The organism is Pseudarthrobacter sp. CCNWLW217, assembly GCF_037203985.1.
Classification (GTDB): Bacteria; Actinomycetota; Actinomycetes; order Actinomycetales; family Micrococcaceae; genus Arthrobacter.
Window position 1 is genome coordinate 81,397 of the sequence record NZ_JBBCBT010000009.1, and the last position, 25,636, is coordinate 107,032.

The following is a 25,636-nucleotide window of genomic DNA, read 5'->3' on the forward strand; positions in this document are numbered from 1 at the left end:
CGCTGCGCGAGGGGGCAGGCGCCGATGAATCCAGCATCGCAGCGGACCCGGCCTGCGCCTTGTCCTGTAGCGATCAGTTGTTGTGCGTGAGTGCAGTGACGCCCAGGGCTACACGGGCCGGGTTTCACGTTCCCGCAGGATTGCGGCGGCGGTGAGGGCTGCCTCCATGCCGCTCTCGATAGCGCCGTCGATGAATCCGCCCCACCCGTTGGCGATGTCTGATCCGGCGAAGAGGACAGCGCCGTGGGCCTCCTGCATGGCGTGCAGATGCCGGGACAGAAATCCGGTGGCGTGCATGGGCCAGGTTTCACCGGACAGCGGATCGTCCACCCAGTTGTGGCCGGCCACGCCTACCACTTCAGCATCCGGGACAAGTCGCCGAAGCTGTTCCTGGACGGCAGCCGGGTCTTCCGAGTCGATGTTTGCGGCGTCCGGACCGAATCCCACCACGATGGTGTCGCCGTCGATACCGTATTCAGCCTGGAAGAAATTCAGGGGCCAGTCGGCGCCGCCAAGGGCAACAAACGGCGGGTGGTTTCCCTTCAGCCTGATCCAGACCTTGGCCCCCTTGGACACCTGGCCGAGGCTGAGTCCTTCGTTCTTGGCTGCGGACAGGGGCGGCTCGAAGCTCACCGCGTGCATCGCGTGCAGGGGCACGGTGACTATTGCCGTCCGCGCACTGACGCTCCGCCCGTCGGTGCTGTAGACGCTCACGGAGGTGCCGACGTCGTGGATGCGGTCCACCGTGAAACCATGTTCGACGCCGGCACCTGAGTCCGCGAGGATCGCCGCGGCCAGCGCTGCGGTGCCGCCCACGACTTTGTAGGTGGCGCAGGCCTCGAAGTTCACGGCCCAGTCGCCATTGGTCAGGGCAACCCAGCGGAGGGCCTGGGTCAGCGCCGCGTTTTCCAGCGGACCGTTGAAGTTCAGGGCCCAAAAGGATTCCAGGAGGTCGCGCTGCGTACCGGCGGGGAACTGCTCCCGAATGCGGTCCTGGACGGACACGTGGTCGATGGCTTTGAAGTCGTCGCGGGACAGTGGGCGGAAAGGCTCCGGGAAATACTTCCGGGAGTCCTGGACAAACTCCCCGTTCATTCCGCCGATGAGCCCGAGCAACTCGTCCGGGCTGCCCTCGTGGCGGCGGCCGTCTGCCCACCAGATCGCGCGCTCCGGCTCGGGGCTGGGCGTCGTGTCCAGGCCGTAGCGCTTCAGTTCGGCCCAGACGTAGGGCTGGGTCCAGTGCACCCAGGTGCCGCCGATTTCCAGGTCGCGCCCCAGCCGGCGGTCCAGCCAGGTCCGTCCCCCAATGCGGTCGCGGGCCTCCACGATACGGACGGACAGGCCCTGCCTCCTGAGCTCACGTGCTGCTGTGAGTCCCGCGAAGCCGGCCCCGACCACCACAACGTCGTGCAGTTCGTTGTCCATTGCCGGCCCTTAGGAGTAGACAAAGAATTCGACGGTGGGCGCCATCACTTCCCACCTTGTCCGGGCGCCCTTATTGAAGGAGGCTGCGCCTCCGGCGGTGAGGTCATACGTGTCGCCGCCCTCCACCTCGATCCGGAGGTGCCCTTCCACGATTGAAATCGTCTCGTCGGCGTCGATCAGGAGGTCAAAAGGCTCCGGCGCCTCCAGCGGGGTGACGTGCCAATATCCGCAGGCGACGGCGGGGCGGTCGCCCTCGCCAAACCGGCGGACCCATTGGACCTGACCGAGTTCGAAGGGTTCATTCTTGTTCGCGTCAAGGGCTGAGGAAGTAGTGAAAGCAGGGGTTTCTGACACGATGGCTCCTGGGTGAGGGGCACCGGCAGCTGAGCCGGGCGGGTGAGGGTTTCGGGGTGAGGCAGTGGTGCGGAACGTCAACGAAGTGACCCGCATCACCACTAAGATGAATCTAAGCAGTTGCTTAGTTTAAGTCAAGAGGCGCTGCCGGGAAGCTGGCAGCACTGGCTAGACTCGGCATATGAAAACGCCAGCCGCTCCCGCCGCCCCCTCCAAGTACGGGACCGGCAAGGAAGCCCTCCTCCGGGCCGCGATCGGCGTGGTGGCAACCAAGGGGCTACGTGGGCTCACGTACCGATCGGTGGCGGAAGCCGCTGGCGTGAACAACACACTGGTGGCCCACCACTTCGGCTCCCGCGATGCCCTGATCGCTGCGGCCCTGGACTGGGCGGCCGACCAGTCCATCAACGCCTCCCAGCTGCGGGAAGCCGCAGCCGCGGGCCATTCCTTCACGGATTCGCTCCTGGAGCTGCTGCTGGCCGAGCCTGAGCTGCAGGTCTTCCAATACGAGATGATCCTCGAGTCCCGGCGGCGGCCCGAGCTGGCTCAAGCGGTCACGGGCCTGTACCAGAACTACGTCAGCGCCCTGGCCGACGGACTCAGGGCCTCCGGGGTGACCGAAAACGTGCAGGTGGTGGCACGCACGCTGTTTGCAGCCCTTGACGGCCTCGTACTCCAATATCTGGCAGGTGTGGACCGGGCCCTCATCGCGGCGTCCCTCGATGAAGTCCACGAAGTGCTGCTCCTGCGGACCGGTCCGCAACACTGACAGGACCCCCGGGGCATCTGTTCGCCTCGCGTCAACCGCCGTTCGCGGATACACAAGACGGCCCGAGGGCGGCAGGGCAGACTCGAGGCATAGCCCCAGGCCACGCAGGCCAGTGCGCATTGCCTACTCGAAGTGGAGTAACCCATGGAAACTTACGACGCCCTGCTGGCCTCGATCACCCCGGAGTCCGGCGATACCCGGACCATCATTGACCCTGCCACCGGCACCGTCGTCGGCCACGCCCCGGTCCACACCATTGCAGACCTTGAGAATGCCGTTGCCGCCGCCAGGGCAGCCCAGCCGGCTTGGGCTGCGCTGGGCCACGACGCCCGGTCCGCCGCGCTCCTCAAAGCCGCCGACGCCGTCGAACGCTCCGCCGAGGAACTCGCCCGGCTGCTCTCCCGCGAGCAGGGCAAACCCCTCAATGGTCCCAACGCACGGTTCGAAGTGGGCGCCTGCGCCGCCTGGCTCCGAGCCGCCGCCACCATCCCCCTGAAACCCGAAACTGTGGTGGACGACGGCGAAACGCATGCCGAACTGCATTACCGGCCCATCGGCGTCGTCGGCGCCATCGGCCCGTGGAACTGGCCCATGATGATCACCGTCTGGCAGATCGCCCCCGCCCTGAGGATGGGCAACTCCGTGGTGGTCAAACCCTCCGAGATGACCCCGCTGTCCGTCCTGGCACTGATCAAGGTCATCAACGAAGAACTTCCCGAAGGCCTGCTCAACGCCGTCTCCGGCGACCGCGAGGTAGGCGCCCGCCTGGCCGAACACCCCGCCGTCGGGAAGATCATGTTCACCGGCTCCACCTCCGCCGGCCGGCAGATCATCAAATCCTCAGCCGACACCATCAAGCGGCTCACCCTCGAACTCGGCGGCAACGACGCCGGCATCGTCCTGCCCGACGCCGACCCCGCCACCATCGCCGAAGGCCTGTTCTGGGGCGCCTTCATCAACACCGGCCAGACCTGCGCCGCGCTCAAGCGCCTCTACGTCCACGACGACATCTACGACGCCGTCTGCGACGAACTCACCAAGGTCGCTGCCGCCATGCCCATGGGAGTCGGACTGGACGAAAACAACGTCCTGGGCCCGCTGCAAAACCGGGCCCAGTACGACGTCGTGGCCGCCCTCGTGGAAGCCGCCCGCGACTCCGGCGCCCGGATCCTGCTCGGCGGAAACCCCGAGAAGGACCAGCCCGGCCACTTCTACCCCACTACCCTCGTGGCCGACATCGACAACAACAACCCCCTGGTGGCCGAGGAGCAGTTCGGCCCCGCCCTTCCGATCATCCGCTACAGCACCGTGGACGAGGTGGTGGCCATGGCCAACGGGCTCGACGTCGGGCTCGGCGCCTCCGTCTGGTCCCCCAACCTCGCCGAAGCGCGCAAGGTCGCTGCCCGCCTCGAAGCCGGCACCGTCTGGATCAACAAACACGGCGCCGTGGACCCCCGCGTCCCCTTCGGCGGAGCCAAGCAGTCCGGCTACGGCCTGGAATTCGGCGTCGAAGGCCTCAAAGCCCTCGGTATCCCCCAGGCCATCAACGGCTGACCCGAAAAATCCAGCTCAGTTCCTTAATGCGGCAGCCCTAATGCAGCGCCGGTTCCTGCATCCACGGCCTGGTGGGGGTCTGGCCGAGCTGGTCGTTGAACTCCTGGGCTTCGCGGTAGTACTCGAGCATGGAGAGCCGGGACGCGGCCGCGGGGTCCAGGAGGATCACCGCCCTGCGGTGAAGCTGCAGCACCGACGCCGGGCAGTTGGCGCTGACCGGGCCCTCCACCATTGCCTGGACGGCGGCGGCCTTGTTCTCTCCCATCGCCACCAGAACCGCCAGTTTCGCCTCACGTATGGTTCCCAAACCCTGGGTGAGGCACAGCCGCGGCACGTCGCCGTCGGGGAAGAACCGCGCGTTGTCGGCCCGGGTGGCCCCCGCCAGGGTCTTCACCCGGGTCCGTGAGGCAAGGGACGACGTCGGCTCGTTGAACCCAATGTGGCCGTTGGCCCCGATGCCCAGGATCTGGATGTCTACTCCGCCGGCGGTGGCGATCGCCGCGTCGTAGCGCTCGGCCTCGGCCACCAGGTCCGCGGCGTCCCCCTGCGGGGTGAACAACCGTTCAAGGGGCAAGTCCACGTGGTCAACGAACTCCCGGCGGATGGTGGTGCAGTACGACTGTTCGTGGTCCTTCGGCAGCCCGGCATATTCATCCAGCGTGAAGCCGGTGACCTGGCTGAAGCTGAGCCGTTCCTCGCGGTGCCGCCGGATCAGCTCCTGGTACGTGGAACTCGGCGAGCCCCCGGTGGCCAGTCCCAGGACGGCCGGACCCTGCCGGACCCTCGCCTCGATGATGTCTGCCGCCCGGGCTCCTACGTGGTCCGTGGACTCACACAGAACTATCTGCACGGTCATTCCTTTCCTGCGTTTGTGGTGTGCCTGCCCGATAGGCCTGCACGAGTTCAAGTTCTTCGGTGGCTGCCAGGACGTCGGCCCGGTATCCCGCGGCGATGGCTCCCACCTGACGGGCGCCTGGGCTGTCGAGGCCCATCAGCCGGGCCGGAGTGGACGTCGCGGCGGCCACCGCATCTGCGAGCGGGATCCCCCATTCAACGCAACGGCGGACGTTTTCCAGCAGGAAGCTCGTGGCTCCCGCGATCGCTCCGGGCTCCTCCTCGTCGGCAGCAACTGCCCCTTGCGCCGGCAACAGCCGTGCCACCCGGTCCTGGACAAGCACGTCCAGGCTGCCGAGAGTGTAGTGCCCGTCGGACATACCCGCCGCGGCCATCGCGTCCGTGATGAGGGCAATCGAGCGGGGCCCCACCAGGCCGAAGACCATCCGCACGATTTCCGGGTCCAGGTGCACGCCGTCGGCAATAAGCTCCAGCACCATCTGCCCGGGCGACTGTTCGGCAGCCTGCAGCATCACCGCGACCGGCCCGGCCGCCCGGTGGCCCAGCGGCGGCATCCGGTTGAACAGGTGCGTGGCTGACCACGGGCCTGCCTGGCCGGCGCCAGCGCCAGCATCAGCCGCAGGACGAGGCCCTCTACCGAGCCCACCGCCGGCAACACCCGATAGGACTTCCCGGGTCTGCGCCGCGGTGGCATTGGTGTGGCCCAGCGAGGGAACCACGCCGTAGTCACGGCAGAGCCGCACCAACTCATGAAAATGAGGGGTCTCCGGGGCGAGGGTCAGAGACCGTACCGTCCCACGCCCCGCCTCCAGCCATTGCTTCAGGAGAGCCGGGTCGCCGTCGATAATCGCCGCGGGGTCCTGTGCCCCGCACATGCTCTTGGTGATGAACGGCCCCTCCAGGTGCAGGCCGGCCAGGGTGCCGTCCTGCACGAGGTCCCGCAGCACTGCAATCTGCTCCAGCAGCACGCTGGACGGCGCCGACACGAGCGAGGCAAGGACCGACGTCGAGCCTTCCGCAGCGTGATGGGCCGCGGCCATCCGGGCCCCCTCAACGTCCGCGGAGAACGTGTGCCCCACGGCACCGTGGCAGTGCACATCCACGAGCCCGGGCAGGATCAGCGGCACCTGCCGGATGTCGGCGTCGAAAGTTTCCGGCAGGTCCGACGTCGGGCCGCACCACTGGATGGTCCCGCCGGCCATCACCACAGTGCCGTCGTCAATCACGGGATCCCCGGGGAGGCCGGTGACGAGGCGGCCCCGCAGCCCCACCCCGCCGCCGGAGCCGCCGGAGCCGTCCGAGCTTATGGCCGACGAAAAATCAGCTTGCATCGGCTTTGGCCATGGAGCCGTTCTCGTCGGTTTCGTCTTCGCGGCCCATGGTGCGCAGGTTCCAGCGGCGGATCACAAAGCGGAACACCACGTAGTAGATGGCGGCGTAGACCAACCCAATGGGGATCAGCCACAGCGGATTTTGCGCGATGCCAAAGTTGAGGACGTAGTCGATGGCCCCGGCGGAGAACCCGAATCCGTGGTGGATTCCCAGGAAGTTGACCAGCATCATGGACGTTCCGGTCAGGAAGGCGTGGACGATGTACAGCGGCCAGGCCACGAACATAAACGAGAACTCGAGCGGTTCGGTGATGCCGGTGAGGAACGCGGTGAGGCCGGTGGAGAGCATCACGCCGCCCACGATCTTCCGCTGTGACGGCTTGGCTTCCTGCCAGATGGCCAGGGCGGCGGCGGGCAGGGCAAACATCATGATGGGGAAGAAGCCGGTCATAAAGACGCCGGCAGTCGGGTCGCCGGCGAAGAACCGGTTCAGGTCACCGTGGGCGCCGTTGTAGTCGCCGATGATGAACCACACGATGGAGTTCAGGATGTGGTGCAGGCCCAGCGGGATCAGCAGCCGGTTCAGGGTGCCGTAGACGCCGCTGCCCACCACGGTGTTGTCAGCCACGGTGTTGCCCACGGCGGTGAGGCCGGTGTTGAAGTACGGGTAGATCAGGGCCATCACCACGCCGATGACGATCGCGGCGAAGGACGTCAGGATGGGCACCAGCCGGCGGCCGGCGAAGAAGCCCAGCCAGTCCGGCAGGGTGGTGCGGTGGAAGCGCTGCCAAAGCAACGCCGTCGTCAGGCCCATCACGATGCCGGCCAGCACGCCGTAGTTGATGACCGGATCCTTGCCGCCCTCGGGCGCGGCGCCCAGCACGAGCGGTGCCATCACCTTGAAGACGTTGGTCAGGACCAGGTATCCGACGACGGCGGCGAGGGCCGTGGATCCGTCACCTTTCTTGGCGAAACCAAAGGAGATGCCGACGGCGAAGAGCAGCGGCAGGTTCTCGAACAGGGCACCGCCGGCGGCGCCGATGACCTGCGCGACCGTGGTCAGGGATTCGAACCTGCCCAGAAGGTCGTCCTGGCCGAGGCGCAGCAGGAGTGCGGCCGCGGGGAGGGCAGCGATGGGCAGCATCAGGCTGCGGCCGAAGCGCTGCATGTTCTGCAGGGCCTTGCCACTGCCCTTGGTCTTGCCCGGCGCCGGCGCGCCCGCTGTGGGATTTTCCGTGGTCATGATGTTCCTCGTCTCGAAGAGGGTGGTGCTTGTGCGGGGATGCTTGTTTCAGTAGAGTCTTGCTAACTGGTTATAACCAGTGACAACCATCACTGTGAAGGGCGTCGGCCTCAGTTGTCAACCTCAAGCTTCAAATTGGCTTCTGGAACCGCCGCCTTTCACCGCTTACCAACACCGGGAGTGGACATGTCCAAAGCTGAAATCATCCTCGCCGCCCTTGGCGGCGCAGAGAACGTCGAAGAGATCGAAGGGTGCATCACCCGCCTGCGCACCGAAGTGGTGGACGCAGGCCGCGTGGACGAGGCTGCCCTCAAGGCCGCCGGCGCCCACGGCGTCATGATGTCCGGCACGGTGGTCCAGGTAGTTGTGGGCCCCGAAGCCGAGAGCCTGGCCGAAGACATCCAGGACCTGATGTGAGCACGGCAGAAGTGGGCAGCCCTGACGTGAACACCCCGGAAGCAGCGACGGAAGCACCCGCCATCAGCGTCGCATCCCCCCTGCCCGGCCGGCTCATCCCGCTCAGTGAAGTGCCGGATCCGGTGTTCGCCAAGGGCCTGGTGGGCGGCGGCGCCGCCGTGATCCCCGACGACGACGCCGGCGTGGTCACCGCCGTCGCACCGCTGGACGGCAAGGTGGTCAAGGTCATGCCGCACGCCTACATCGTCCAGCACGCCTCCGGCCCTGCCGTTTTGGTCCACGTCGGCATCGACACCGTGGGACTGAAGGGCGAAGGCTTTACGGTGATCGCCCAGAAGGGCGACCAGGTCCGCGCCGGCGATCCCATGATCACCGTGGACGTGGCCCTGGTCCGGTCCAAGGATCTCAGCATGTGCAGTCCCGTGGTGATCCTGGACAGTGCCGCGGATGCCATCGAACCCCCGGCCACCGGTGGCCGGGTGGAAGCGGGCGCGCGCCTGTTCGACCTTCCCGGAAAATAGGAGTCATGGACACAGCAGGGGAACTGAAACACGTCTGGGTCAGAAGGCAACTCCAGGACCTGGTGTCCAGCACTCTGCGGCCCGGCGATGCCCTGCTGGGTGAGCGCCAACTGGAGGAGCAGTTCGGGGTCTCGAGGATCACGGTCCGGCGGGCCATCTCGGACCTGGTCCAGGACGGCGCTCTGGTCCGGATCAAAGGGAAAGGCACCTTCGTCTCCCACGGGCTGGTGCGGTCCACCCTGCATCTGGCCTCGTTCAACGAAGACATGCGGGCCGCCGGCTTTGAGCCCAGCACCCGGGTCATCAACGTGTCCACTGCGATGCCGCCCGCGGCGGCCGCCGAGCATCTGGGGCTGGCTCCGGAAGAGCCTGCCTACCGGGTCCGGCGGCTTCGCATGGCCAACGGAGCACCGGTCAGCGTGGACGAATCCTGGCTGCCCCCGCGGCTGGTGCCGGACCTGCTCTCCTCGGACCTGACCGGCTCCCTCTACCGGGCTTTGGCCGCCGCAGGACATCCAGTCCAACAGGCAGAGCAGACGGTGGAGGCCGCCGCGGCGTCGGAGGAAACGGCTGCCCTGCTGGATATCGGGCCGGGGTCACCCGTCCTGCTGTTCAAGCGGCGGTCCTTCACGGGAACCGACGAGCCCGGCACGCCCATTGAGTACTCCATCTCGACATACCGCTCGGACCGTTACCAGGTATCCATGCGCCTGGCGCTGGGCTGACAGCGGATCCGCCCGGTTGGGGTGGCTGCAGCCGCCGCTGGTAGGTTGGCTTTCATGCATGAAACCGTCGATCTGGAAGAAGCCGCCAAGCAGCACGTCCTCAGCGTTTTGGGGGCCGATGACGGCATTCAGCGCGCCGATCCTCACTGGCAGGAGTTTGCTCGGCGGCTGGACGTTCACTTCCCTGATCTGTGCGGGCTGTTCCGTTCGCTGTATGGGACACGGCCTGACTGGCAAGACCAGTTAGGCGCCCTCGTCCTGCAGTGTGCCCGCTCGTGGCAGGAACGTTCTGCGGACCTCAAAGCGCTGGACGCCGAGCGCGAAGGAAACAGCGGCTGGTTCCAGTCCAACCGGATGCTCGGCGGGGTCTGCTATGTGGACAGGTACGCCGACAGCCTCGACGGCATCCGCGACCGGATCCCGTACTTCAAGGAGCTGGGCCTGACCTACCTGCACCTGATGCCGCTGTTCCTGGCACCGGAGCCGTTCTCCGACGGCGGGTATGCCGTTTCCAGCTACCGGGAGGTCAACCCCAAGCTGGGCACCATGGAGCAGTTGCGGGCACTGGCGTCGGAGCTCCGCGAGAATGGCATCTCCCTGGTAGTGGACTTCATCTTCAACCACACGTCCAACGAGCACCACTGGGCCCGCCGCGCCGCCGAAGGGGACCCCGAATACAGCGACTACTTCTGGATCTATCCGGACCGCACCATGCCGGATGCGTTTGAGCAGACCGTCCGGGAAATCTTTCCGGACGACCACCCCGGCTCCTTTGTCCCGCTGCCTGACGGACGGTGGGTCTGGGCCACCTTCCACACCTACCAATGGGACTTGAACTACGCCAACCCGGCCGTGTTCCGCGCCATGGCCGGGGAAATGCTGTTCCTGGCCAATCAGGGCGTGGATATCCTCCGCATGGACGCCGTTGCCTTCATCTGGAAGCAGCTCGGGACCCCGTGTGAGAACCTGCCCGAAGCACACCTGCTGCTGCGTGCCTTCAACGCCGTGTGCCGGCTCGCGGCGCCGTCGTTGCTGTTCAAGTCCGAGGCGATTGTGCACCCGGACGAGGTTGCGCTCTACATCGATCCGGCCGAGTGCCAGCTTTCCTACAACCCGCTGCAGATGGCACTGATCTGGGAGTCGCTGGCGACCCGCAACGTTTCGCTGTTGCAGCAGGCGCTCGAGCGGCGCCACAACATTCCTGACGGCACGTCCTGGGTGAATTATGTCCGCAGCCATGACGACATCGGCTGGACGTTCGCCGACGAGGACGCCGCAGAGCTGGGGATCAACGGCTTTGACCACCGCCGGTTCCTCAACGCCTTTTACGTCAACCGGCACCCCGGCAGCTTCGCCCAGGGCGTGCCGTTCCAGGACAACCCCCGTACCGGTGACTGCCGCATCTCAGGGACCACGGCTTCCCTCTGCGGCTTGGAGGACGATCCGGACCACGCAGTGGGAAGGATCCTGTTGGCCCACTCGGTCGCGTTCAGTACCGGGGGCATCCCGCTCCTTTACCTCGGCGACGAGGTGGGGCAGCTCAATGACTACCAGTACGCCATGGAAGACGGCCACGAGGCTGACAGCCGTTGGGTGCATCGGCCGCACTATCCGGCGGAGCGGTACGCCCGGCGCCACGACCCCGCCACCCCGGAAGGCGCCATCTTCGCCGGGCTGCGGCGAATGATCGAGGTACGCGCAGGGACGCCTGAGCTGGCTGGCACGCGGCTCATCGATTTCCACACCAACGCCCCGGGAGTCCTGGGCTACCAACGCCCTGGCGACGCCGGCACCATTCTTGTCCTCGCGAACTTCGGCGATGGACCGCAGCAGCTGCCGGCGGTGACGTTCTCCGGGTTCTCCGGTGCCGCCGTCGAACTTCTTACGGGTGCTGCGCTCAGCCTGGCCGATGGCGTCACGCTGGCCCCGCACCAGTACCTCTGGCTGCGCGTCTCCCCGGCCGCGTAGCCCTTCCCCAACTAGGTAGCAGCAGATGTCGTTTTCAGCGCTCAAAACGACATCTGCTGCTACCCAGTTGGGCGGGTGGGCGCGGTGCATGACACCATACGGATCATGGCCCAGAAGATTGCGTACCAGGGTGAGCCCGGCGCCAACTCCAATATCGCGTGCAAACAAATGTTCCCCGAGCTGGAAAGCGTCCCCTGCGCCAGCTTCGAGGATGTCTTCGAAGAAGTGTCCAGTGGCGCCGCAGACCTGGCCATGATCCCCATCGAGAACTCGATCGCCGGCCGGGTGGCCGACATCCACACGCTGCTCCCGCATTCCGGGCTGCAGATCGTGGGCGAGTACTTCCTGCCCATCCACTTCGACCTGATGGGGATACCCGGCAGCACCATTGAGGCCGCCACCGAGGTCCACAGCCACATCCACGCCCTGGGCCAGTGCCGCCGTTTGATCCGCGACGCCGGCCTTCGCCCGGTCATTGCCGGCGACACCGCCGGCTCCGCCCGGGAAGTCCGGGAATGGAACGACCCCACTAAGCTGTCCCTCGCACCGCCGCTCGCAGCGGAGCTGTACGGTCTGGAAGTGCTCGCCTCCCGGGTGGAGGACGACCCATCCAACACCACCCGGTTTGTGATCCTGGCCCGCGAAAAGGAATTGCCGGCCCGGGATGAGTTGCCCGGACCGGCAATAACCAGCTTTGTTTTCCGCGTGCGGAACGTCCCCTCAGCCCTCTACAAGGCATTGGGCGGCTTCGCCACCAACGCCGTGAACATGACCCGGCTCGAGAGCTACATGGTGGGCAACGAATTCTCCGCCACGATGTTCATGGCCGATGTGGAAGGCCACCCCGAAGACCTGCCGCTCAGCCTGGCCCTGGAGGAACTGGACTTCTTCACCACGGAAGTGCGGATCCTTGGCGTCTACGCGGCCGCCGAGTACCGGGCGGTTCAGGCCGCGGCCGCCTGACGCCGCTTCAGCAGCGGCGCGAAGAAGTCGGCGAGTTCCGCCGTTGCCGTCAGGGGAAGCACGTTGGCTACGTACTGGTCCGGCCGCACTACCACCACAACGCCGCCGCGGTCCAGGCCGCGGAGCTCGAAAATGTCGGCGTTGGGGTCGGTGCCGAAGACCTTCTCGAGGTAGGTGAGCCGGAAAGGACCCACTGTCGGCTTGAACACCGCCGGAACAGCGTTGATATCGATCTCCGTGTGCGGCTGCTGGTAAATCACCTTTACGTCGAACCACGCGTCGCGGTCAGCGCCCGACGGCGTGGCGGCCAGCGGTGAGTCGGGTGCGTTCGCGATCCACTCGGCAAAGTCCGCGGTGGGCGACGGAGCGCCGTGCTGTTCTGTTCCGGGCTGTCCCGATTCCGGAGCTGCCGAGTCGGCGAAGACATAGATTCGCCACCGCCCGTCCGCCGTGGCATGGTGGCCCAGGTGCATCGGATTGGTGTCGCAGACCCGCACCACCGGCGCGGACTTGAAGCGTTTGCCGATGGTAAAGCCGGTGGCGAGGTCCTGGTGCTTCGGCTCTGCGACCAGCATGGAGGGGGCGTACTGCGTCATGAAGCCCGCAGGGAACTCGGCTGTGCTGACGTAGAAGTTCTCCAACTCCGTGGGGTCCTCGAACTCTTCAGGCTTCTTCGCCATCAGCGTGGACCACTCCTTGTCGAAGTCGATGAGGTTCTTTGCCACCACCTGGCGCTCCGCGGAGTAGGTGTCCAGCAGGCTTTCCGGGCTGCGACCCTCAAGGACGTGCCCCAGTTTCCAGCCAAGGTTGAAGCCGTCCTGCATGGAGACGTTCATGCCCTGGCCGGCCTTGGCGCTGTGCGTGTGGCAGGCGTCGCCGGTGATGAACACGCGCGGGGTGCGGCTGCCGCGCTCGTCCGGGAGGACGTCGTCGAACCTGTCCGTCAGGCGGTGGCCCACCTCGTAGACGCTGTGCCAAGCCACGTTTCGGACGTCCAGCGTGTACGGATGCAGGATCGCATTCGCCTTGGCAATGATCTGTTCAATGGTGGTGCTCCGGACTGCGCCATGGTTGTTCGGATCAACCTCGCCAAGGTCCACGTACATGCGGAAGAGGTGGCCGCCTTCGCGCGGGATCAGCAGGATGCTGCCGCCTGAGCCGGACTGGATGGCGCACTTGGTGCGGATGTCCGGGAAGTCGGTGACGGCGAGGACGTCCATGACGCCCCAGGCGTGGTTGGCCTGGTCACCGGCGAGGTGGCACCCGATCGATTCCCGCACTTTGCTCCGCGCTCCGTCGGCACCGACCACGTACTTGGCGCGGACAGTGCGCTCCTTGCCCTCGTTCGGCCCGGAGGTGTGCAGGAGCGTCACGGTGACGGGGTAGTCGCCCTCCCCCGTGACCGTGAGGTTGCGGAACTCGTAGCCGTAGTCGGGGGTCATGCGGGTGGGGGAGTTGGCCATGAACTCGGCGAAATAGTCCAGCACGCGGGCCTGGTTCACGATCAGGTGCGGGAACTCGCTGATGCCCGTTTCGTCGTCGACCGCCCGGGCGGCGCGGACAATGCGCGAATGATCTGCGGGGTCCGGCTTCCAGAACGCCATCTCCGTGATGCGGTAGGCCTCGGCGGTGATGCGCTCGGCAAAACCGAAGGCCTGGAAGGTCTCCACGCTGCGGGCCTGGATGCCGTCGGCCTGGCCGATGGCGAGCCTGCCGGCCCGACGCTCCACGATGCGCGTGGTGACGCCGGAGAACTGGGAAAGTTGCGCGGCGGCCAGCATGCCGGCAGGCCCGGAGCCGACGATGAGCACGTCGATTTCGTCGGGAAGTTCGGCGGGACGGTCAATGCCGACGCCGGCGGCCGGCTGGACCCGCGGGTCACCGGATACGTAGCCGTGGTGGTGGAACTGCACGGGATGTCCTCACTTCGTTGTGTGGCTGTGTGTCGCCGATCAGATGTTCGATAATAGAATTTTACGTTCGATAATAGAAAAGTGATCCTGTGATCCTGAACTCTACGCCACGTTTGAGGCGCCCGACAAGTGCCAATTCCGGGCGAAGGGAAGGTGTTGACGGATGCGGCGGTCCGGGTCCATAGTGATTCGTATACGATTTCGTACTCGATGAGGAGTAGCTCTTGGACCAGGTCACCGACCACCTCCTGGCCGCGGCCCGCAAGGTCATCGCGGTGCATATCAACTACCCCAGCCGGGCAGCCCAGCGCGGCCGCACGCCGGAACAACCCTCCTACTTCCTGAAGCCGCCGTCGTCCCTGGCCACCGGCTCAGAACAAACCCCTTCCATCGTGGAGCGCCCCGCCGGTTGCGAACTCCTTGGCTACGAGGGCGAGGTCGCCCTGGTCATCGGAAAGCCCGCCCGCCGGGTCGGGCTGGAGGACGCCTGGAGCCACGTCGAATGGGTGACGGCCAGCAACGACCTCGGCGTCTACGACCTCCGCTACGCGGACAAGGGCTCCAACCTGCGGTCCAAGGGCGGCGACGGCTTCACTCCCGTGGGCCCGGGACTGATCGCGGCAGACTCGGTGAACCCCGCCAGCCTCCGCATCCGCACCTGGCACAACGGCGAACTCGTCCAGGACGACACCACCGAAGACCTCCTCTTCCCCTTCGCACGGCTCGTGGCCGACCTGTCCCAGCTGCTCACCCTTGAAGAGGGCGACATCATCCTCACCGGCACCCCGGCCGGGGCTTCCGTCGCCCAGCCGGGCGACGTCGTCGAGGTTGAAGTCAGCACTGTTGAAGTCAGCGCCGGCGCCGTCACCAGCGGCCGGCTGGTCACTCGGGTGGCGGAAGGAACGACGGCGTTTGCGGACTTTGGTGCCCGGCCCAAGACCGATGACGTACAGCGGGAGGAAGCGTACGGTTCGCGGGAAGCGGCGGGCCTTCCGGCAGACGGAACTGCCGCCGTCGGACCTGTCCTCTCCCCGGAGCTGAAGGCCAAACTGGAAAGCGTCTGCACCGCCACCCTGTCTTCGCAGTTGCGCAAGCGGGGCCTCAACAACGTCAGCATCGACGGCCTGACCTCCACCCGGCCGGAGAAGCGGATCGTAGGCCTGGCCCGGACCCTGCGCTACGTGCCCAACCGTGAGGACCTGTTCAAGACCCACGGCGGCGGCTTCAACGCCCAGAAAAAGGCCATCGACTCCGTCAACCCGGGCGAGATCCTGGTCATGGAGGCCCGCGGGGAGAAAGGCACCGGCACCATCGGCGACATCCTGGCCCTCCGAGCCCAGGTCCGCGGAGCCGCGGCCATCATCACCGATGGCGGCGTCCGCGACTTCTCCGCTGTCGCGGCCATGGACATGCCCACCTACTACTCCAACCCCCACCCCGCCGTGCTGGGCCGGCGGCACATCCCGTGGGACACCGACATCACCATCGCCTGTGGCGGCACCACCGTCCAGCCCGGCGACATCATCGTGGCCGATTCGGACGGCATCCTGGTGATCCCGCCGGCCCTCGCCGAGGAACTGGCGGACGACTCCATCGTCCAGGAACGCGAAGAGACGTTCATCGCCGAAATGGTCCAGCAGGGCCACAGCGTGGACGGCCTCTACCCGCTGAACACTGAATGGCGGGCCAAGTACGAGCAATGGGAAACGGATAAAAGCCGATGACTGAAATGGCCACCGCAGCGGGCACTTCGTCCGGGAACGGGACTGTCGGCAGCAAGTCCGAGCAGGCCTACCAGGCCGTCAAGGCCCGGATTGTGGAGGGCACGTACACCCCCGGGTACAGGCTGGTCCTTGCCAAGATCGCCGAGGACCTCGGCGTCAGCGTGGTCCCGGTCCGCGAAGCCATCCGCCGGCTCGAAGCCGAAGGCCTGGTGAAGTTCGAACGGAACATCGGCGCCACGGTTTCCGGGATCGACCCCACCGAGTACCTCTACACCATGCAGACCCTGAGCATCGTGGAGGGCGCCGCCACAGCGCTGTCCGCCCCGCTCATCGGAGCGGCGGACATCGCCCGGGCCCGTGCGGTGAACGAGGAAATGCGCGAATGCCTCCAGCACTTTGACCCGATCCGTTTTACACGGCTCAACCAGGACTTCCACAGCGTCCTGTTCGAACACTGCCCCAACCCCCACATCCTGGACCTGGTCCACCGAGGCTGGAACCGGCTCGCCTCGCTTCGGTCCTCCGTATTCCGTTTTGTGCCCGGCCGGGCACATAACTCCGTGGACGAACACGAGGCGCTGCTCCGGCTCATCGAGACCGGCGCCGACGCCGACACCATCGAAAAAGCGGCCCGGCTCCACCGCTCCGCCACCCTGGACGCCTACTTGGCCCAGGCCAAAAACCTCTGACCCCTCCCCGGCCAACAGACCGCACAGCAGTAAGGAAACAACAATGACGTTCACTGCCCCGGAAACCAAGACCCACTACATCCCGCAAGACCTCCCTCGCCACATCCAGCACTACATCAACGGCCAGTTCGTTGACTCCGTGGGCGGGAAGACCTTCGATGTCCTGGATCCGGTGTCCAACACCAACTACGCCACTGCCGCGGCGGGCCAGAAAGAAGACATCGACCTCGCTGTCGCCGCCGCCCGCGAAGCGTTCACTTCCGGACCGTGGCCGAAGATGAAGCCCCGCGAACGCGCCCGGATCCTGAACAGGATCGCGGACGCCGTCGAAGCCCAGGAAGAGCGCCTTGCTGAACTGGAAACCTTCGATACCGGCCTTCCCATCACCCAGGCCAAAGGCCAGGCCCTCCGTGCAGCCGAGAACTTCCGGTTCTTCGCGGACCTGATCGTGGCCCAGTTCGACGACGCCATGAAGGTCCCCGGCTCCCAGATCAACTACGTGAACCGCAAGCCGATCGGCGTCGCTGGCCTCATCACGCCGTGGAACACCCCGTTCATGCTGGAGTCCTGGAAGCTCGCCCCGGCCCTGGCCACCGGCAACACCGTGGTCCTCAAACCCGCCGAGTTCACCCCCCTTTCGGCTTCGCTGTGGGCCACGATCTTCAAGGATGCCGGCCTGCCGGACGGCGTGTTCAACCTGGTCAACGGCCTCGGCGAGGAAGCCGGCGACGCGCTGGTCAAGCACCCTGACGTGCCGCTGATCTCCTTCACGGGCGAGACCACTACCGGGCAGACGATCTTCCGCAACGCCGCTGCGAACCTTAAGGGCCTGTCCATGGAGCTCGGCGGCAAGTCACCGTGCGTGGTGTTCGCCGACGCCGACCTGGACGCCGCGATCGATTCCGCCTTGTTCGGGGTGTTCTCCCTTAATGGTGAACGCTGCACCGCGGGCTCCCGGATCCTCGTCGAACGCGCTATCTACGACGAATTCTGCGAGAAGTACGCGGCCCGGGCCAAGAACATCGTGGTGGGCGATCCCCACGATCCCAAGACCCAGGTGGGTGCCCTGGTCCACCCGGAGCACTACGAGAAGGTGGCCTCCTACGTGGAGATCGGCAAGTCCGAAGGCCGGCTCCTCGCCGGCGGCGGACGCCCGGACCACCTGCCCGAGGGCAACTACATCGCCCCGACGGTGTTCGCCGACGTCGCCCCTGACGCCCGGATCTTCCAGGAGGAGATCTTCGGCCCCGTCGTGGCCATTACCCCGTTCGAGAACGACGACGAAGCGCTGGCTCTGGCGAACAACACCAAATACGGCCTGGCGGCCTACATCTGGACCCAAAACCTGACCCGCGCCCACAACTTCTCCCAGAACGTGGAAGCCGGGATGGTGTGGCTGAACAGCCACAACGTTCGCGACCTCCGCACCCCGTTCGGCGGCGTCAAGGCCTCGGGCCTCGGCCACGAGGGCGGCTACCGCTCCATCGACTTCTACACCGACCAGCAGGCCGTGCACATCACGCTCGGCTCCGTCCACACGCCCAAATTCGGCGCCTGAGCCACCCCTTTCAAAGAAGAGAGACCATCGTGACGAACTTCGTTCCCACCCCCACGGTCCCGGCTCCGGATATTGTCCGCTGCGCCTACATGGAAATCGTGGTAACCGACCTCGCCAAATCCCGCGAGTTCTACGTGGACCTCCTGGGCCTGCACGTGACCGAGGAAGACGAGAACGCGATCTACCTGCGCTCCCTCGAGGAGTTCATCCACCACAACCTGGTGCTCCGCAAGGGACCCATCGCCGCCGTCGCCGCCTTTGCCTACCGGGTGAAGTCCCCCGCCGAGGTGGACGCCGCAGAGGCCTACTACCGCGAGTTGGGCTGCCGGGTGGAGCGCCGCAAGGACGGCTTCACCAAGGGCATCGGCGACTCCGTCCGCGTCGAGGACCCGCTGGGCTTCCCCTACGAGTTCTTCTACGACGTGGAGCACGTCGAGCGCCTCACCCAGCGCTACGACCTCTACTCCGCCGGGGAACTGGTCCGCCTGGACCACTTCAACCAGGTCACCCCGGACGTCCCCCGCGGCCGCAAATACCTTGAAGACCTCGGCTTCCGGGTCTCGGAGGACATCCAGGATTCCGACGGCGTCACGTACGCCGCGTGGATGCACCGCAAGCAGACGGTCCACGACACCGCCCTCACCGGAGGCAACGGCCCGCGCATGCACCACGTTGCGTTCGCCACGCACGAAAAGCACAACATCATCCAGATCTGCGACAAAATGGGCGCCCTTCGCATCAGCGACCGGATCGAACGCGGCCCCGGCCGGCACGGCGTGTCCAACGCCTTCTACCTCTACATCCTGGACCCGGACGGCCACCGCATCGAGATCTACACCCAGGACTACTACACCGGCGACCCCGACAACCCCGTCATCACCTGGGACGTCCACGACAACCAGCGCCGCGACTGGTGGGGCAACCCCGTGGTCCCGTCCTGGTACACCGAAGCGTCCCTCGTCCTGGACCTCGACGGCAACCCCCAGCCCGTCGTGGTCCGCGAGGAAAAGTCCGAAATGGCCGTCACCGTCGGCGCCGACGGCTTCTCCTACACCCGCAAGGAAGGCGCGGCCGCGGAGGGCTTCAAGCTCGGGGCGCAGGTCTAGGACATGCTGGACGCGAAGACGATCGAAGCCATCGCCGACGAACTGGTCGAAGCCGGGCGTTCCCGGACTCCGGTGCCCCGGCTGACCGCCCGCTACCCGGAGATGACGGTGGAGGACTCCTATGCCGTGCAGCAGCTCTGGCGGCGGCGGAACGAGGAGGCCGGACGGACGCTCGTGGGCCGGAAGATCGGCCTCACGTCCAAGGCCATGCAGGCCGCCACCGGCATCACCGAACCGGACTACGGCGCGATCTTTGACGACATGGTGCTCGAAACCGGCTGCTCTGTGCAGTGGGATAAGTACACGCACCCGCGCGTGGAGGTGGAGCTCGCCTTTGTCCTGAAGGATGCGCTTAAGGGCCCCGGCTGCACCATCTTCGACGTCCTCAACGCCACCGACTACGTGGTTCCGGCCCTCGAGATCCTGGACTCCCGGATCGAAATGGAGGGCCGGACCATCGTGGACACCATAGCGGACAACGCCGCGATGGGGGCCATGGTGATCGGCGGCAACCCGGTCAAACCCGACGCCGTTGACCTCCGCTGGGTCTCGGCCATCCTGTACAAGAACCAGACCGTGGAAGAGACCGGCGTCGCCGCCGGCGTCCTGGACCACCCCGCCAACGGGGTGCACTGGCTGGCCAACAAGATCGCAGCCCACGGAGACGGCATGAAGGCCGGCGACATCATCCTCGCCGGCTCCTTTACCCGCCCACTGTGGGTGTACAAAGGCGATACCGTCCACGCCGACTACGGACCCCTGGGGAGCATCACATGCCGCTTCGAGTAGAAGACACCTTCCGCGATGCTTTGCGGAATCAAAAAGGTGAAGCGGGCCGCCCGCTGGCCGGCATGTGGGTGTGCTCCGGCAGTCCGCTCATCGCCGAACTCTGCGCCGGGTCCGGCCTGGACTGGCTCCTGGTCGACGCCGAACACAGCCCCAACGGCCTCGAATCCATCCTCGCCCAGCTCCAGGCCATCCACGGCTACCCGGTCCAGGTGATGGTCCGGCCGCCCGTCAATGACACCGTCCTGATCAAGCAGTACCTGGACCTGGGCGTGCAGAACCTGCTCATCCCCATGGTCAACTCCGTCGCCGAGGCCGAGGCAGCGGTGGCCGCCACCCGCTACCCGCCCCACGGAGTCCGCGGCGTAGGTTCAGCCCTCGCCCGCGCCGCCCGCTGGAACCGGGTCCCGGACTACCTCACCAGAGCGTCCGAAACCATCAGCGTCACCGTCCAGATCGAATCCACCGCTGCCGTCGCCGCCGTGGAGAAGATCCTGGCCGTGGAGGGCGTGGATGCCATCTTCCTCGGGCCGTCCGACCTCGCCGCCTCCATGGGCGTGCTGGGACAACAGGAACACCCGGACGTCCGTGCCGCCGTCGAACACTGTCTTGCCGCCGCCCAGGCTGCCGGGAAACCGGCCGGCGTCAACGCCTTCAACCCCTCCATCGCGCGCAGCTACCTGGCGGCCGGGGCCTCCTTTGTCCTGGTGGGCGCCGACGTCGCCATCCTGGCCCGCGGCTCCGAAGCACTAGCCGCCGAGTTCATCAAGCCAGCCGACGGCGGCTCCCCCATCAGCTATTAGTCACCCTGCTGGGTGGAGGCGTCCGACGGCGGCGCGTTTGACGTTCACGATCCCCTAGCCCATCGCGGGGGCCGCCGCCGGGCGGGAGCTGAACTGGCGGCGGGCCCAGCGGGCGAGCTTCTTGCCCTTGCCCTTCCACCAGTTATCCTCGTCGGTATCGTGGTGGAGCCGGAAAATGATCATCACCATCACGAACATGGACATCACCACGTCCATCCAGGACCAGGTCACAGCACCGATCAGGACGCCCGACCCCGTGGAAACAATCGACGGAATGGCCAGCGTCCTGAAGACTGTGGAGGCAACATAGCGTCGGTGCGACCTCGGTACGGACATCTCCCGCACCATGTCGAAGCAGACGCAAACCACCACTACCACCTGCCCGATGGCCAGCAGGATCTGCCCCGGCACTGACCCGGCGAACATGATGAATGAGGAACCGAACACTCGAATGCACCCCCAGAAGGCTTGAAACCGCGCTGTGAGACCCAGCTGCAGGTTCCATTCAAGCCAGTGGCACGCACCCCGTCACGAGTAGTGGGTACTCGAATTGATCGCTGACCCTCGCCCGGAATTACTCGCCCGGAGGCGCGTCGCTGCTGAAACAGCCCAGTTTTGGTCGGCTTGCCCGCAAACCACAGGGGGTTGCTGTGCGCCAGGGCTTCAAAGCTGGGCTGTTTCAGCGTTCGCCAGGAGGAATTAGTTGCCCAAGGCGCGCGGCCGCCAAACCACCACGGCCTGCGACCTTGCACGGGGCCGCTGGCCACGGGCGAGGCTCACTACGTCGCCGGCCGCGCCGGCCGCGAAGATCCTTGAGTCCAGGGGATCACGACGGCGGCCCAGTTCCTCGGTCAGTTCGGTCACCCTGCGCTGCAGTGCGGCCACCTGGTTCTCAAGTTCAAGGATCCGCTTGATGCCTTCGAGCGAGACCCCTTCGTGCGAGAGCCGCTGGACCTCGCGGAGCATGTTGACGTCCCGCTGCGAATAGCGGCGCGACTTACCTGGAGCCCTGCTGGGTGAAACGATCCCGAGCCGGTCGTACTGCCGCAGCGTCTGCGGGTGCATGTCCGCAAGTTCGGCCGCCACCGAGATCACGAAGATCGGCTGGTCAGCATTGATGTCCACGGCTTCGCTCCGCCGCTAGAGCCGGGCCTTGGCGGCCAGGCCCTGCCGGACATCGGCGTCAGCCGTGGCTTCGGCGAACGCCTTCACCGCGGCCTCCGCCTCTTTGTTCAGGTTCTTGGGAACCGCGACGTCGATGGTCACCAGGAGGTCGCCAGTAGCCTTGGACGTCTTCACGCCCCGGCCCTTGACCCGGAGGGTGCGGCCGGACGGGGTACCGGCCGGAACGCGGACCTTCACCTTTTCGCCGTCGATGGTGGGAACCTCAATGTCGGCGCCCAGGGCAGCTTCAGGGAAGGTGACCGGTACGTGGATGCGGAGGTTGTCGCCGTCGCGCGTGTAGAAATCGTGGGGCCTGACCGAGACGGTCACCATGAGGTCGCCGTTGCCGGCCGGGCCGGGCTGGCCCTTCCCGCGGACGCGGACTTTCTGGCCGTCCTTGATACCGGCGGGAACGCGGACGTCAATGACTTCGCCGCTGGGTTCCCGCAGGCCGATGGTCGTGCCGCGGATGGACCCGGCAAAGGAGATGCTGGTGGTGGCGGTGCGGTCGGCGCCCTTGGCTGGCGGGCGCTGGAAGCCGGGCTGGCCACCGAAGCCGCCGCCGAACAGGTCGGCGAACTCGGGCGGAATACCGCCGGAGGTACTGAACCCCCCGGCGTGGCGTCCCGCGTTGCCGGTGAACAGGCCACCGAACATGTCCTCGAAGCCACCATTGGCCGCGCCGGCGCCGCCCGGGGCGAACCTGGCCCCGCCGCCCATCGCACGGATGGCGTCGTACTGTTGGCGCTCGTCCGGATCCGAGAGCACCGAATAGGCCTCGGAGATGTCCTTGAACTTCTTCTCCGACGCAGAGTCCCCCGAGTTGGTGTCCGGGTGGTGCTGGCGGGCAAGTTTCCGGTAGGCCTTCTTGATGTCGGCGTCGGAAGCGTCCTTGGCGATACCAAGGATCGCGTAAAAGTCCTTGTCCACCCAATCCTGGCTAGCCAATGGCGTTTCCTTTCAAAAATCTGTGCCGAGATGACAGTTCGCGCCAATGTTCTGTCGAATCACTGCCGCGAACTGTCATCTCGATATGGGGCTAATGCTACGCAGGGACTGCCACAATTACCTGCGCTGCGCGGAGGACGCGTTCGCCTGACTTGTAGCCGGAGCGGAGCACCTGGCTGACGGTGTCAACCTCGATGTCATCGCCCGGCTGCTGGATGAGGGCCTCGTGGATCGTGGGATCGAACTCCACGCCGGTCTCATCGATGCGGACCAGGCCGTACGTCTTCAGCGCGTTCTCCAGCTTGGTGGCGATCGCGGCGAACGGGCCGTCGGCCAGGTCACCATGCTGGCGGGCAGCATCGACGTCGTCCAGCACCGGAAGCAGGGAGTTCAGGACGCCGATGACGGCCATCTCCCCTGCCACGGCGCGGTCGCGTTCGACGCGCTTGCGGTAGTTAACGTACTCAGCCTGGAGGCGGAGGAGGTCGTTCTTCAGCTCAGCCGCTTCAGCTGAAGAGCCCCCAGGAACGCCCTGGGCCACGGATTCCTCGGCAGGCACCTCAACGCCGTTGAGGATTTCCTCGGCCTGGGCCAGGGCGTCGCCGTCGGTGTCCGCCGGCTCGGCGGCCGGGGAACCAGCCTTGGCGGCTGCTTCCCCTTCCGGGTGCCGGGCCTGCCCGGTCACCGGGTCAACCTTGCGGTTGTCCCGGATGACCGGCTCCTGGTGGCCGTTGCCGTTCTGCCCCGCGCTGCGGTCGTGGCCTGATGAAGAGTTGTGCTCTTCCTCGTTACCGTGGTGCGGCATGGCTACTTCTTCGCTTCGTCTTCGTCGACAATCTCGGCGTCGACGATGTCTTCATCCGCAGCCTTGTCACCGGCAGGGGCGCCCGTTGCGCCTTCGGCACCTGCGGCACCGGTGGCGCCGTCGGGGGAACCGGCCTGGGCGTAGATGGCCTCGCCGAGCTTCGTCTGGGAAGCCTGCAGCTTCTCGAACGCGGTCTTCACGGCGGCGTCATCCGTGCCTTCGAGGGCCTTCTTGAGGGCGTCGACGTCGGCCTGGACCTCGGTCTTGACCTCTTCAGGCAGCTTGTCGGCGTTGTCGGCGATCAGCTTGTCCACGGAGTAGGCCAGCTGCTCAGCCGTGTTGCGGGTGTCGGTCGCCTCGCGGCGGGCCTTGTCCTCGGCTGCGTGCTCCTCGGCGTCCTTGACCATGCGGTCGATGTCTTCCTTGGAGAGGCTGGAACCGCCCGTGATGGTCATGGACTGTTCCTTGCCGGTGCCCTTGTCCTTCGCGGAGACGTGGACGATGCCGTTGGCGTCGATGTCGAAGGTGACCTCAACCTGCGGGACACCGCGCGGAGCCGGCGCGATGCCGGTCAGCTCGAACGTGCCCAGCGGCTTGTTGTCGCGGGTGAACTCGCGCTCGCCCTGGAAGACCTGGATCGCCACGGACGGCTGGTTGTCGTCAGCGGTGGTGAAGGTCTCGGACCGCTTGGTGGGGATGGCGGTGTTGCGCTCGATCAGGTGCGTCATGACGCCACCCTTGGTTTCGATGCCGAGGGACAGCGGGGTGACGTCGATCAGCAGGACGTCCTTGCGCTCGCCCTTCAGCACGCCGGCCTGGAGTGCTGCGCCAACGGCCACAACCTCATCCGGGTTGACGCCCTTGTTGGGTTCCTTGCCGCCGGCGAGTTCCTTGACGAGGTCGTAGACGGCGGGCATACGGGTGGAGCCACCAACGAGCACGATGTGGTTGATGTCGGAGAGCTTGATGCCGGCTTCCTTGATGACATCGTGGAACGGCTTCTTGGTGCGTTCCAGCAGGTCCTTGGTGAGGTCCTGGAACTTGGCGCGGGTCAGCTGCTCGTCCAGGTGGACCGGGCCGTCGGGGGTGACGGACAGGTACTGGAGCGAGACGTTGGTGCTGGTGGAGGAGGAGAGTTCCTTCTTGGCCTGCTCGGATGCCTCACGAAGGCGCTGGAGGGCGATCTTGTCCTTGGAGAGGTCGATGCCCTTGACCTTGAGCTGGTTCAGCAGGTAGTCCACGACGCGCTGGTCCCAGTCGTCGCCGCCGAGGCGGTTGTCGCCGGCGGTGGAGCGGACCTGGATGGTGGAGAAGTTGTCTTCGTCCTTGCCAACTTCGAGCAGGGAGACGTCGAACGTACCGCCACCGAGGTCGAAGACCAGGATGAGTTCGTCTTCCTTGCCCTTGTCCAGGCCGTAGGCGAGTGCTGCAGCGGTGGGCTCGTTGACGATGCGCAGGACGTTCAGGCCGGCAATCTCGCCGGCTTCCTTGGTGGCCTGGCGTTCGGCGTCGTTGAAGTACGCGGGAACGGTGACCACTGCGTCGGTGACCTTTTCACCCAGGTAGGCCTCGGCGTCGTTCTTCAGCTTCATGAGGATACGCGCGGAGATTTCCTGCGGGGTGTACTTCTTGTCGTCAATGGCGACGCTCCAGTCGGTGCCCATGTGGCGCTTGACGGAGGTGATGGTGCGGTCGATGTTGTTGACCGCCTGGCGCTTGGCGATTTCGCCGACCAGGACTTCGCCGGACTTGGAGAATGCAACGACCGACGGCGTGGTGCGGCCACCCTCGGCGTTGGCAATAACGGTGGGCTCGCCACCTTCGAGAACGGAGACGACGGAGTTGGTGGTTCCGAGGTCGATACCTACTGCACGTGACATGTGTTGCTTCCTTCTTTCCTTGGAAACTTGCTGGCGCCCCAGGATTGAGCGTTCTACACTCAACTTTACTCAGGGCGTTACCGATGTCAATCCAACTTGAGCGAAGTACGCTCAACTTTGGATGCGGTTGCAGGC

Annotated in this window: 24 protein-coding genes; 13 read left to right on the top strand and 11 right to left on the bottom strand. The window is 66.0% G+C overall.

Annotated features, from left to right (window positions below):
• Positions 1-108: 108 nt before the first annotated feature.
• Together V9L18_RS11980 and V9L18_RS11985 are read right to left on the bottom strand one after the other, a co-directional pair.
• On the bottom strand, positions 109-1,425 hold the full coding sequence (locus V9L18_RS11980; RefSeq protein ID WP_337347396.1) for a flavin monoamine oxidase family protein: 1,317 nt from the start codon (positions 1,423-1,425) through the stop codon (positions 109-111).
• Positions 1,426-1,434: 9 nt separating this feature from the next.
• Positions 1,435-1,779, bottom strand: coding sequence for a cupin domain-containing protein (locus V9L18_RS11985; protein ID WP_337347397.1), 345 nt, complete (start codon positions 1,777-1,779; stop codon positions 1,435-1,437).
• 181 nt (positions 1,780-1,960) lie between these two features.
• On the opposite strand from V9L18_RS11985, the gene V9L18_RS11990 reads away from it, so the two are divergent.
• A complete protein-coding gene (locus V9L18_RS11990) occupies positions 1,961-2,548 on the top strand; it encodes a TetR/AcrR family transcriptional regulator (RefSeq protein WP_337347398.1) in 588 nt (195 codons plus the stop codon).
• Between the two features lie 144 nt (positions 2,549-2,692).
• Positions 2,693-4,102, top strand: a complete 1,410-nt coding sequence (locus V9L18_RS11995) for an aldehyde dehydrogenase family protein (RefSeq protein ID WP_337347399.1) — start codon at positions 2,693-2,695, stop codon at positions 4,100-4,102.
• A 37-nt stretch (positions 4,103-4,139) separates the two neighbouring features.
• Here V9L18_RS11995 and nagB read toward each other — a convergent pair whose 3' ends face one another.
• The 3 genes from nagB to V9L18_RS12010 are packed head-to-tail and all read right to left on the bottom strand — an operon-like array spanning position 4,140 to position 7,531.
• Positions 4,140-4,952 (bottom strand): glucosamine-6-phosphate deaminase, encoded by an 813-nt coding sequence (gene nagB / locus V9L18_RS12000; RefSeq protein ID WP_337347400.1) that lies wholly within the window; start codon positions 4,950-4,952, stop codon positions 4,140-4,142.
• Positions 4,933-6,288, bottom strand: coding sequence for an N-acetylglucosamine-6-phosphate deacetylase (locus V9L18_RS12005; protein ID WP_337347401.1), 1,356 nt, complete (start codon positions 6,286-6,288; stop codon positions 4,933-4,935). The genes nagB and V9L18_RS12005 overlap by 20 nt, the downstream gene beginning before the upstream one ends.
• A complete protein-coding gene (locus V9L18_RS12010) occupies positions 6,278-7,531 on the bottom strand; it encodes a PTS transporter subunit EIIC (protein ID WP_337347402.1) in 1,254 nt (417 codons plus the stop codon). Before V9L18_RS12010 ends, V9L18_RS12005 begins: the two co-directional genes overlap by 11 nt.
• A 186-nt stretch (positions 7,532-7,717) precedes the next feature.
• Here V9L18_RS12010 and V9L18_RS12015 point away from each other — a divergent pair, with 186 nt between their 5' ends.
• The 5 genes from V9L18_RS12015 to V9L18_RS12035 all read left to right on the top strand — a co-directional run bounded on the left by V9L18_RS12015 (position 7,718) and on the right by V9L18_RS12035 (position 12,125).
• Positions 7,718-7,948 carry a PTS glucose/sucrose transporter subunit IIB gene (locus V9L18_RS12015; RefSeq protein ID WP_337347403.1) on the top strand — a complete coding sequence of 77 codons (231 nt, stop codon included), beginning with the start codon at positions 7,718-7,720 and terminating at the stop codon, positions 7,946-7,948.
• Complete coding sequence (locus V9L18_RS12020) at positions 7,945-8,469, top strand: PTS sugar transporter subunit IIA (RefSeq protein WP_337347404.1); 525 nt, start codon at positions 7,945-7,947, stop codon at positions 8,467-8,469. Before V9L18_RS12015 ends, V9L18_RS12020 begins: the two co-directional genes overlap by 4 nt.
• 5 nt (positions 8,470-8,474) lie before the next feature.
• Entirely contained in the window at positions 8,475-9,194 is a 720-nt protein-coding gene (locus V9L18_RS12025; RefSeq protein WP_337347405.1) for a GntR family transcriptional regulator, read from the top strand.
• Positions 9,195-9,248: 54 nt separating this feature from the next.
• Positions 9,249-11,162 (top strand): alpha-amylase family glycosyl hydrolase, encoded by a 1,914-nt coding sequence (locus V9L18_RS12030; protein WP_337347406.1) that lies wholly within the window; start codon positions 9,249-9,251, stop codon positions 11,160-11,162.
• A gap of 105 nt (positions 11,163-11,267) precedes the next feature.
• Complete coding sequence (locus V9L18_RS12035; RefSeq protein WP_337347407.1) at positions 11,268-12,125, top strand: prephenate dehydratase; 858 nt, start codon at positions 11,268-11,270, stop codon at positions 12,123-12,125.
• Here V9L18_RS12035 and V9L18_RS12040 read toward each other — a convergent pair.
• Positions 12,107-14,038, bottom strand: a complete 1,932-nt coding sequence (locus tag V9L18_RS12040) for an FAD-binding monooxygenase (RefSeq protein ID WP_337347408.1) — start codon at positions 14,036-14,038, stop codon at positions 12,107-12,109. The genes V9L18_RS12035 and V9L18_RS12040 overlap by 19 nt on opposite strands.
• Positions 14,039-14,262: 224 nt before the next feature.
• On the opposite strand from V9L18_RS12040, the gene V9L18_RS12045 reads away from it, so the two are divergent.
• The 6 genes from V9L18_RS12045 to V9L18_RS12070 are packed head-to-tail and all read left to right on the top strand — an operon-like array spanning position 14,263 to position 20,704.
• A complete protein-coding gene (locus tag V9L18_RS12045) occupies positions 14,263-15,762 on the top strand; it encodes a fumarylacetoacetate hydrolase family protein (RefSeq protein ID WP_337347409.1) in 1,500 nt (499 codons plus the stop codon).
• Positions 15,759-16,451, top strand: a complete 693-nt coding sequence (locus tag V9L18_RS12050; protein ID WP_337347410.1) for a GntR family transcriptional regulator — start codon at positions 15,759-15,761, stop codon at positions 16,449-16,451. The genes V9L18_RS12045 and V9L18_RS12050 overlap by 4 nt, the downstream gene beginning before the upstream one ends.
• A 43-nt stretch (positions 16,452-16,494) precedes the next feature.
• On the top strand, positions 16,495-18,009 hold the full coding sequence (gene hpaE, locus V9L18_RS12055; RefSeq protein WP_337347411.1) for a 5-carboxymethyl-2-hydroxymuconate semialdehyde dehydrogenase: 1,515 nt from the start codon (positions 16,495-16,497) through the stop codon (positions 18,007-18,009).
• Between the two features lie 29 nt (positions 18,010-18,038).
• Complete coding sequence (gene hpaD / locus V9L18_RS12060) at positions 18,039-19,115, top strand: 3,4-dihydroxyphenylacetate 2,3-dioxygenase (RefSeq protein ID WP_337347412.1); 1,077 nt, start codon at positions 18,039-18,041, stop codon at positions 19,113-19,115.
• 3 nt (positions 19,116-19,118) lie between these two features.
• On the top strand, positions 19,119-19,904 hold the full coding sequence (gene hpaH, locus V9L18_RS12065) for a 2-oxo-hept-4-ene-1,7-dioate hydratase (RefSeq protein ID WP_337347413.1): 786 nt from the start codon (positions 19,119-19,121) through the stop codon (positions 19,902-19,904).
• A complete protein-coding gene (locus V9L18_RS12070; protein ID WP_337347414.1) occupies positions 19,889-20,704 on the top strand; it encodes an HpcH/HpaI aldolase family protein in 816 nt (271 codons plus the stop codon). The genes hpaH and V9L18_RS12070 overlap by 16 nt, the downstream gene beginning before the upstream one ends.
• A gap of 54 nt (positions 20,705-20,758) precedes the next feature.
• Here the strand turns inward: V9L18_RS12070 and V9L18_RS12075 are convergent, their stop codons facing one another.
• The 5 genes from V9L18_RS12075 to dnaK all read right to left on the bottom strand — a co-directional run bounded on the left by V9L18_RS12075 (position 20,759) and on the right by dnaK (position 25,501).
• On the bottom strand, positions 20,759-21,130 hold the full coding sequence (locus V9L18_RS12075) for a hypothetical protein (RefSeq protein ID WP_337347502.1): 372 nt from the start codon (positions 21,128-21,130) through the stop codon (positions 20,759-20,761).
• Between the two features lie 273 nt (positions 21,131-21,403).
• On the bottom strand, positions 21,404-21,829 hold the full coding sequence (locus V9L18_RS12080; protein ID WP_337347415.1) for a heat shock protein transcriptional repressor HspR: 426 nt from the start codon (positions 21,827-21,829) through the stop codon (positions 21,404-21,406).
• 15 nt (positions 21,830-21,844) lie between these two features.
• The gene (locus tag V9L18_RS12085) at positions 21,845-22,816 is read right to left on the bottom strand and encodes a DnaJ C-terminal domain-containing protein (protein ID WP_337347416.1); all 972 of its coding nucleotides are present in this window, start codon (positions 22,814-22,816) and stop codon (positions 21,845-21,847) included.
• 97 nt (positions 22,817-22,913) lie between these two features.
• Positions 22,914-23,621: a nucleotide exchange factor GrpE gene (locus tag V9L18_RS12090; protein ID WP_337347417.1), complete on the bottom strand. Its 708-nt coding sequence runs from the start codon at positions 23,619-23,621 to the stop codon at positions 22,914-22,916.
• 2 nt (positions 23,622-23,623) lie between these two features.
• Positions 23,624-25,501, bottom strand: coding sequence for a molecular chaperone DnaK (dnaK, locus tag V9L18_RS12095; protein ID WP_337347418.1), 1,878 nt, complete (start codon positions 25,499-25,501; stop codon positions 23,624-23,626).
• Between the last annotated feature and the right edge of the window lie 135 nt (positions 25,502-25,636).

Bases quoted from the DNA above. Each gene is read 5' to 3' on its own strand.
- V9L18_RS11980 (WP_337347396.1), bottom strand. From the start codon at position 1,425: ATGGACAACGAACTGCACGACGTTGTGGTGGTCGGGGCCGGCTTCGCG.
- V9L18_RS11990 (WP_337347398.1), top strand. From the start codon at position 1,961: ATGAAAACGCCAGCCGCTCCCGCCGCCCCCTCCAAGTACGGGACCGGC.
- V9L18_RS11995 (WP_337347399.1), top strand. From the start codon at position 2,693: ATGGAAACTTACGACGCCCTGCTGGCCTCGATCACCCCGGAGTCCGGC.
- V9L18_RS12005 (WP_337347401.1), bottom strand. From the start codon at position 6,288: ATGCAAGCTGATTTTTCGTCGGCCATAAGCTCGGACGGCTCCGGCGGC.
- V9L18_RS12010 (WP_337347402.1), bottom strand. From the start codon at position 7,531: ATGACCACGGAAAATCCCACAGCGGGCGCGCCGGCGCCGGGCAAGACC.
- V9L18_RS12015 (WP_337347403.1), top strand. From the start codon at position 7,718: ATGTCCAAAGCTGAAATCATCCTCGCCGCCCTTGGCGGCGCAGAGAAC.
- V9L18_RS12025 (WP_337347405.1), top strand. From the start codon at position 8,475: ATGGACACAGCAGGGGAACTGAAACACGTCTGGGTCAGAAGGCAACTC.
- V9L18_RS12030 (WP_337347406.1), top strand. From the start codon at position 9,249: ATGCATGAAACCGTCGATCTGGAAGAAGCCGCCAAGCAGCACGTCCTC.
- V9L18_RS12035 (WP_337347407.1), top strand. From the start codon at position 11,268: ATGGCCCAGAAGATTGCGTACCAGGGTGAGCCCGGCGCCAACTCCAAT.
- V9L18_RS12050 (WP_337347410.1), top strand. From the start codon at position 15,759: ATGACTGAAATGGCCACCGCAGCGGGCACTTCGTCCGGGAACGGGACT.
- hpaE (WP_337347411.1), top strand. From the start codon at position 16,495: ATGACGTTCACTGCCCCGGAAACCAAGACCCACTACATCCCGCAAGAC.
- hpaH (WP_337347413.1), top strand. From the start codon at position 19,119: ATGCTGGACGCGAAGACGATCGAAGCCATCGCCGACGAACTGGTCGAA.
- V9L18_RS12070 (WP_337347414.1), top strand. From the start codon at position 19,889: ATGCCGCTTCGAGTAGAAGACACCTTCCGCGATGCTTTGCGGAATCAA.
- V9L18_RS12075 (WP_337347502.1), bottom strand. From the start codon at position 21,130: ATGTTCGCCGGGTCAGTGCCGGGGCAGATCCTGCTGGCCATCGGGCAG.
- V9L18_RS12090 (WP_337347417.1), bottom strand. From the start codon at position 23,621: ATGCCGCACCACGGTAACGAGGAAGAGCACAACTCTTCATCAGGCCAC.
- dnaK (WP_337347418.1), bottom strand. From the start codon at position 25,501: ATGTCACGTGCAGTAGGTATCGACCTCGGAACCACCAACTCCGTCGTC.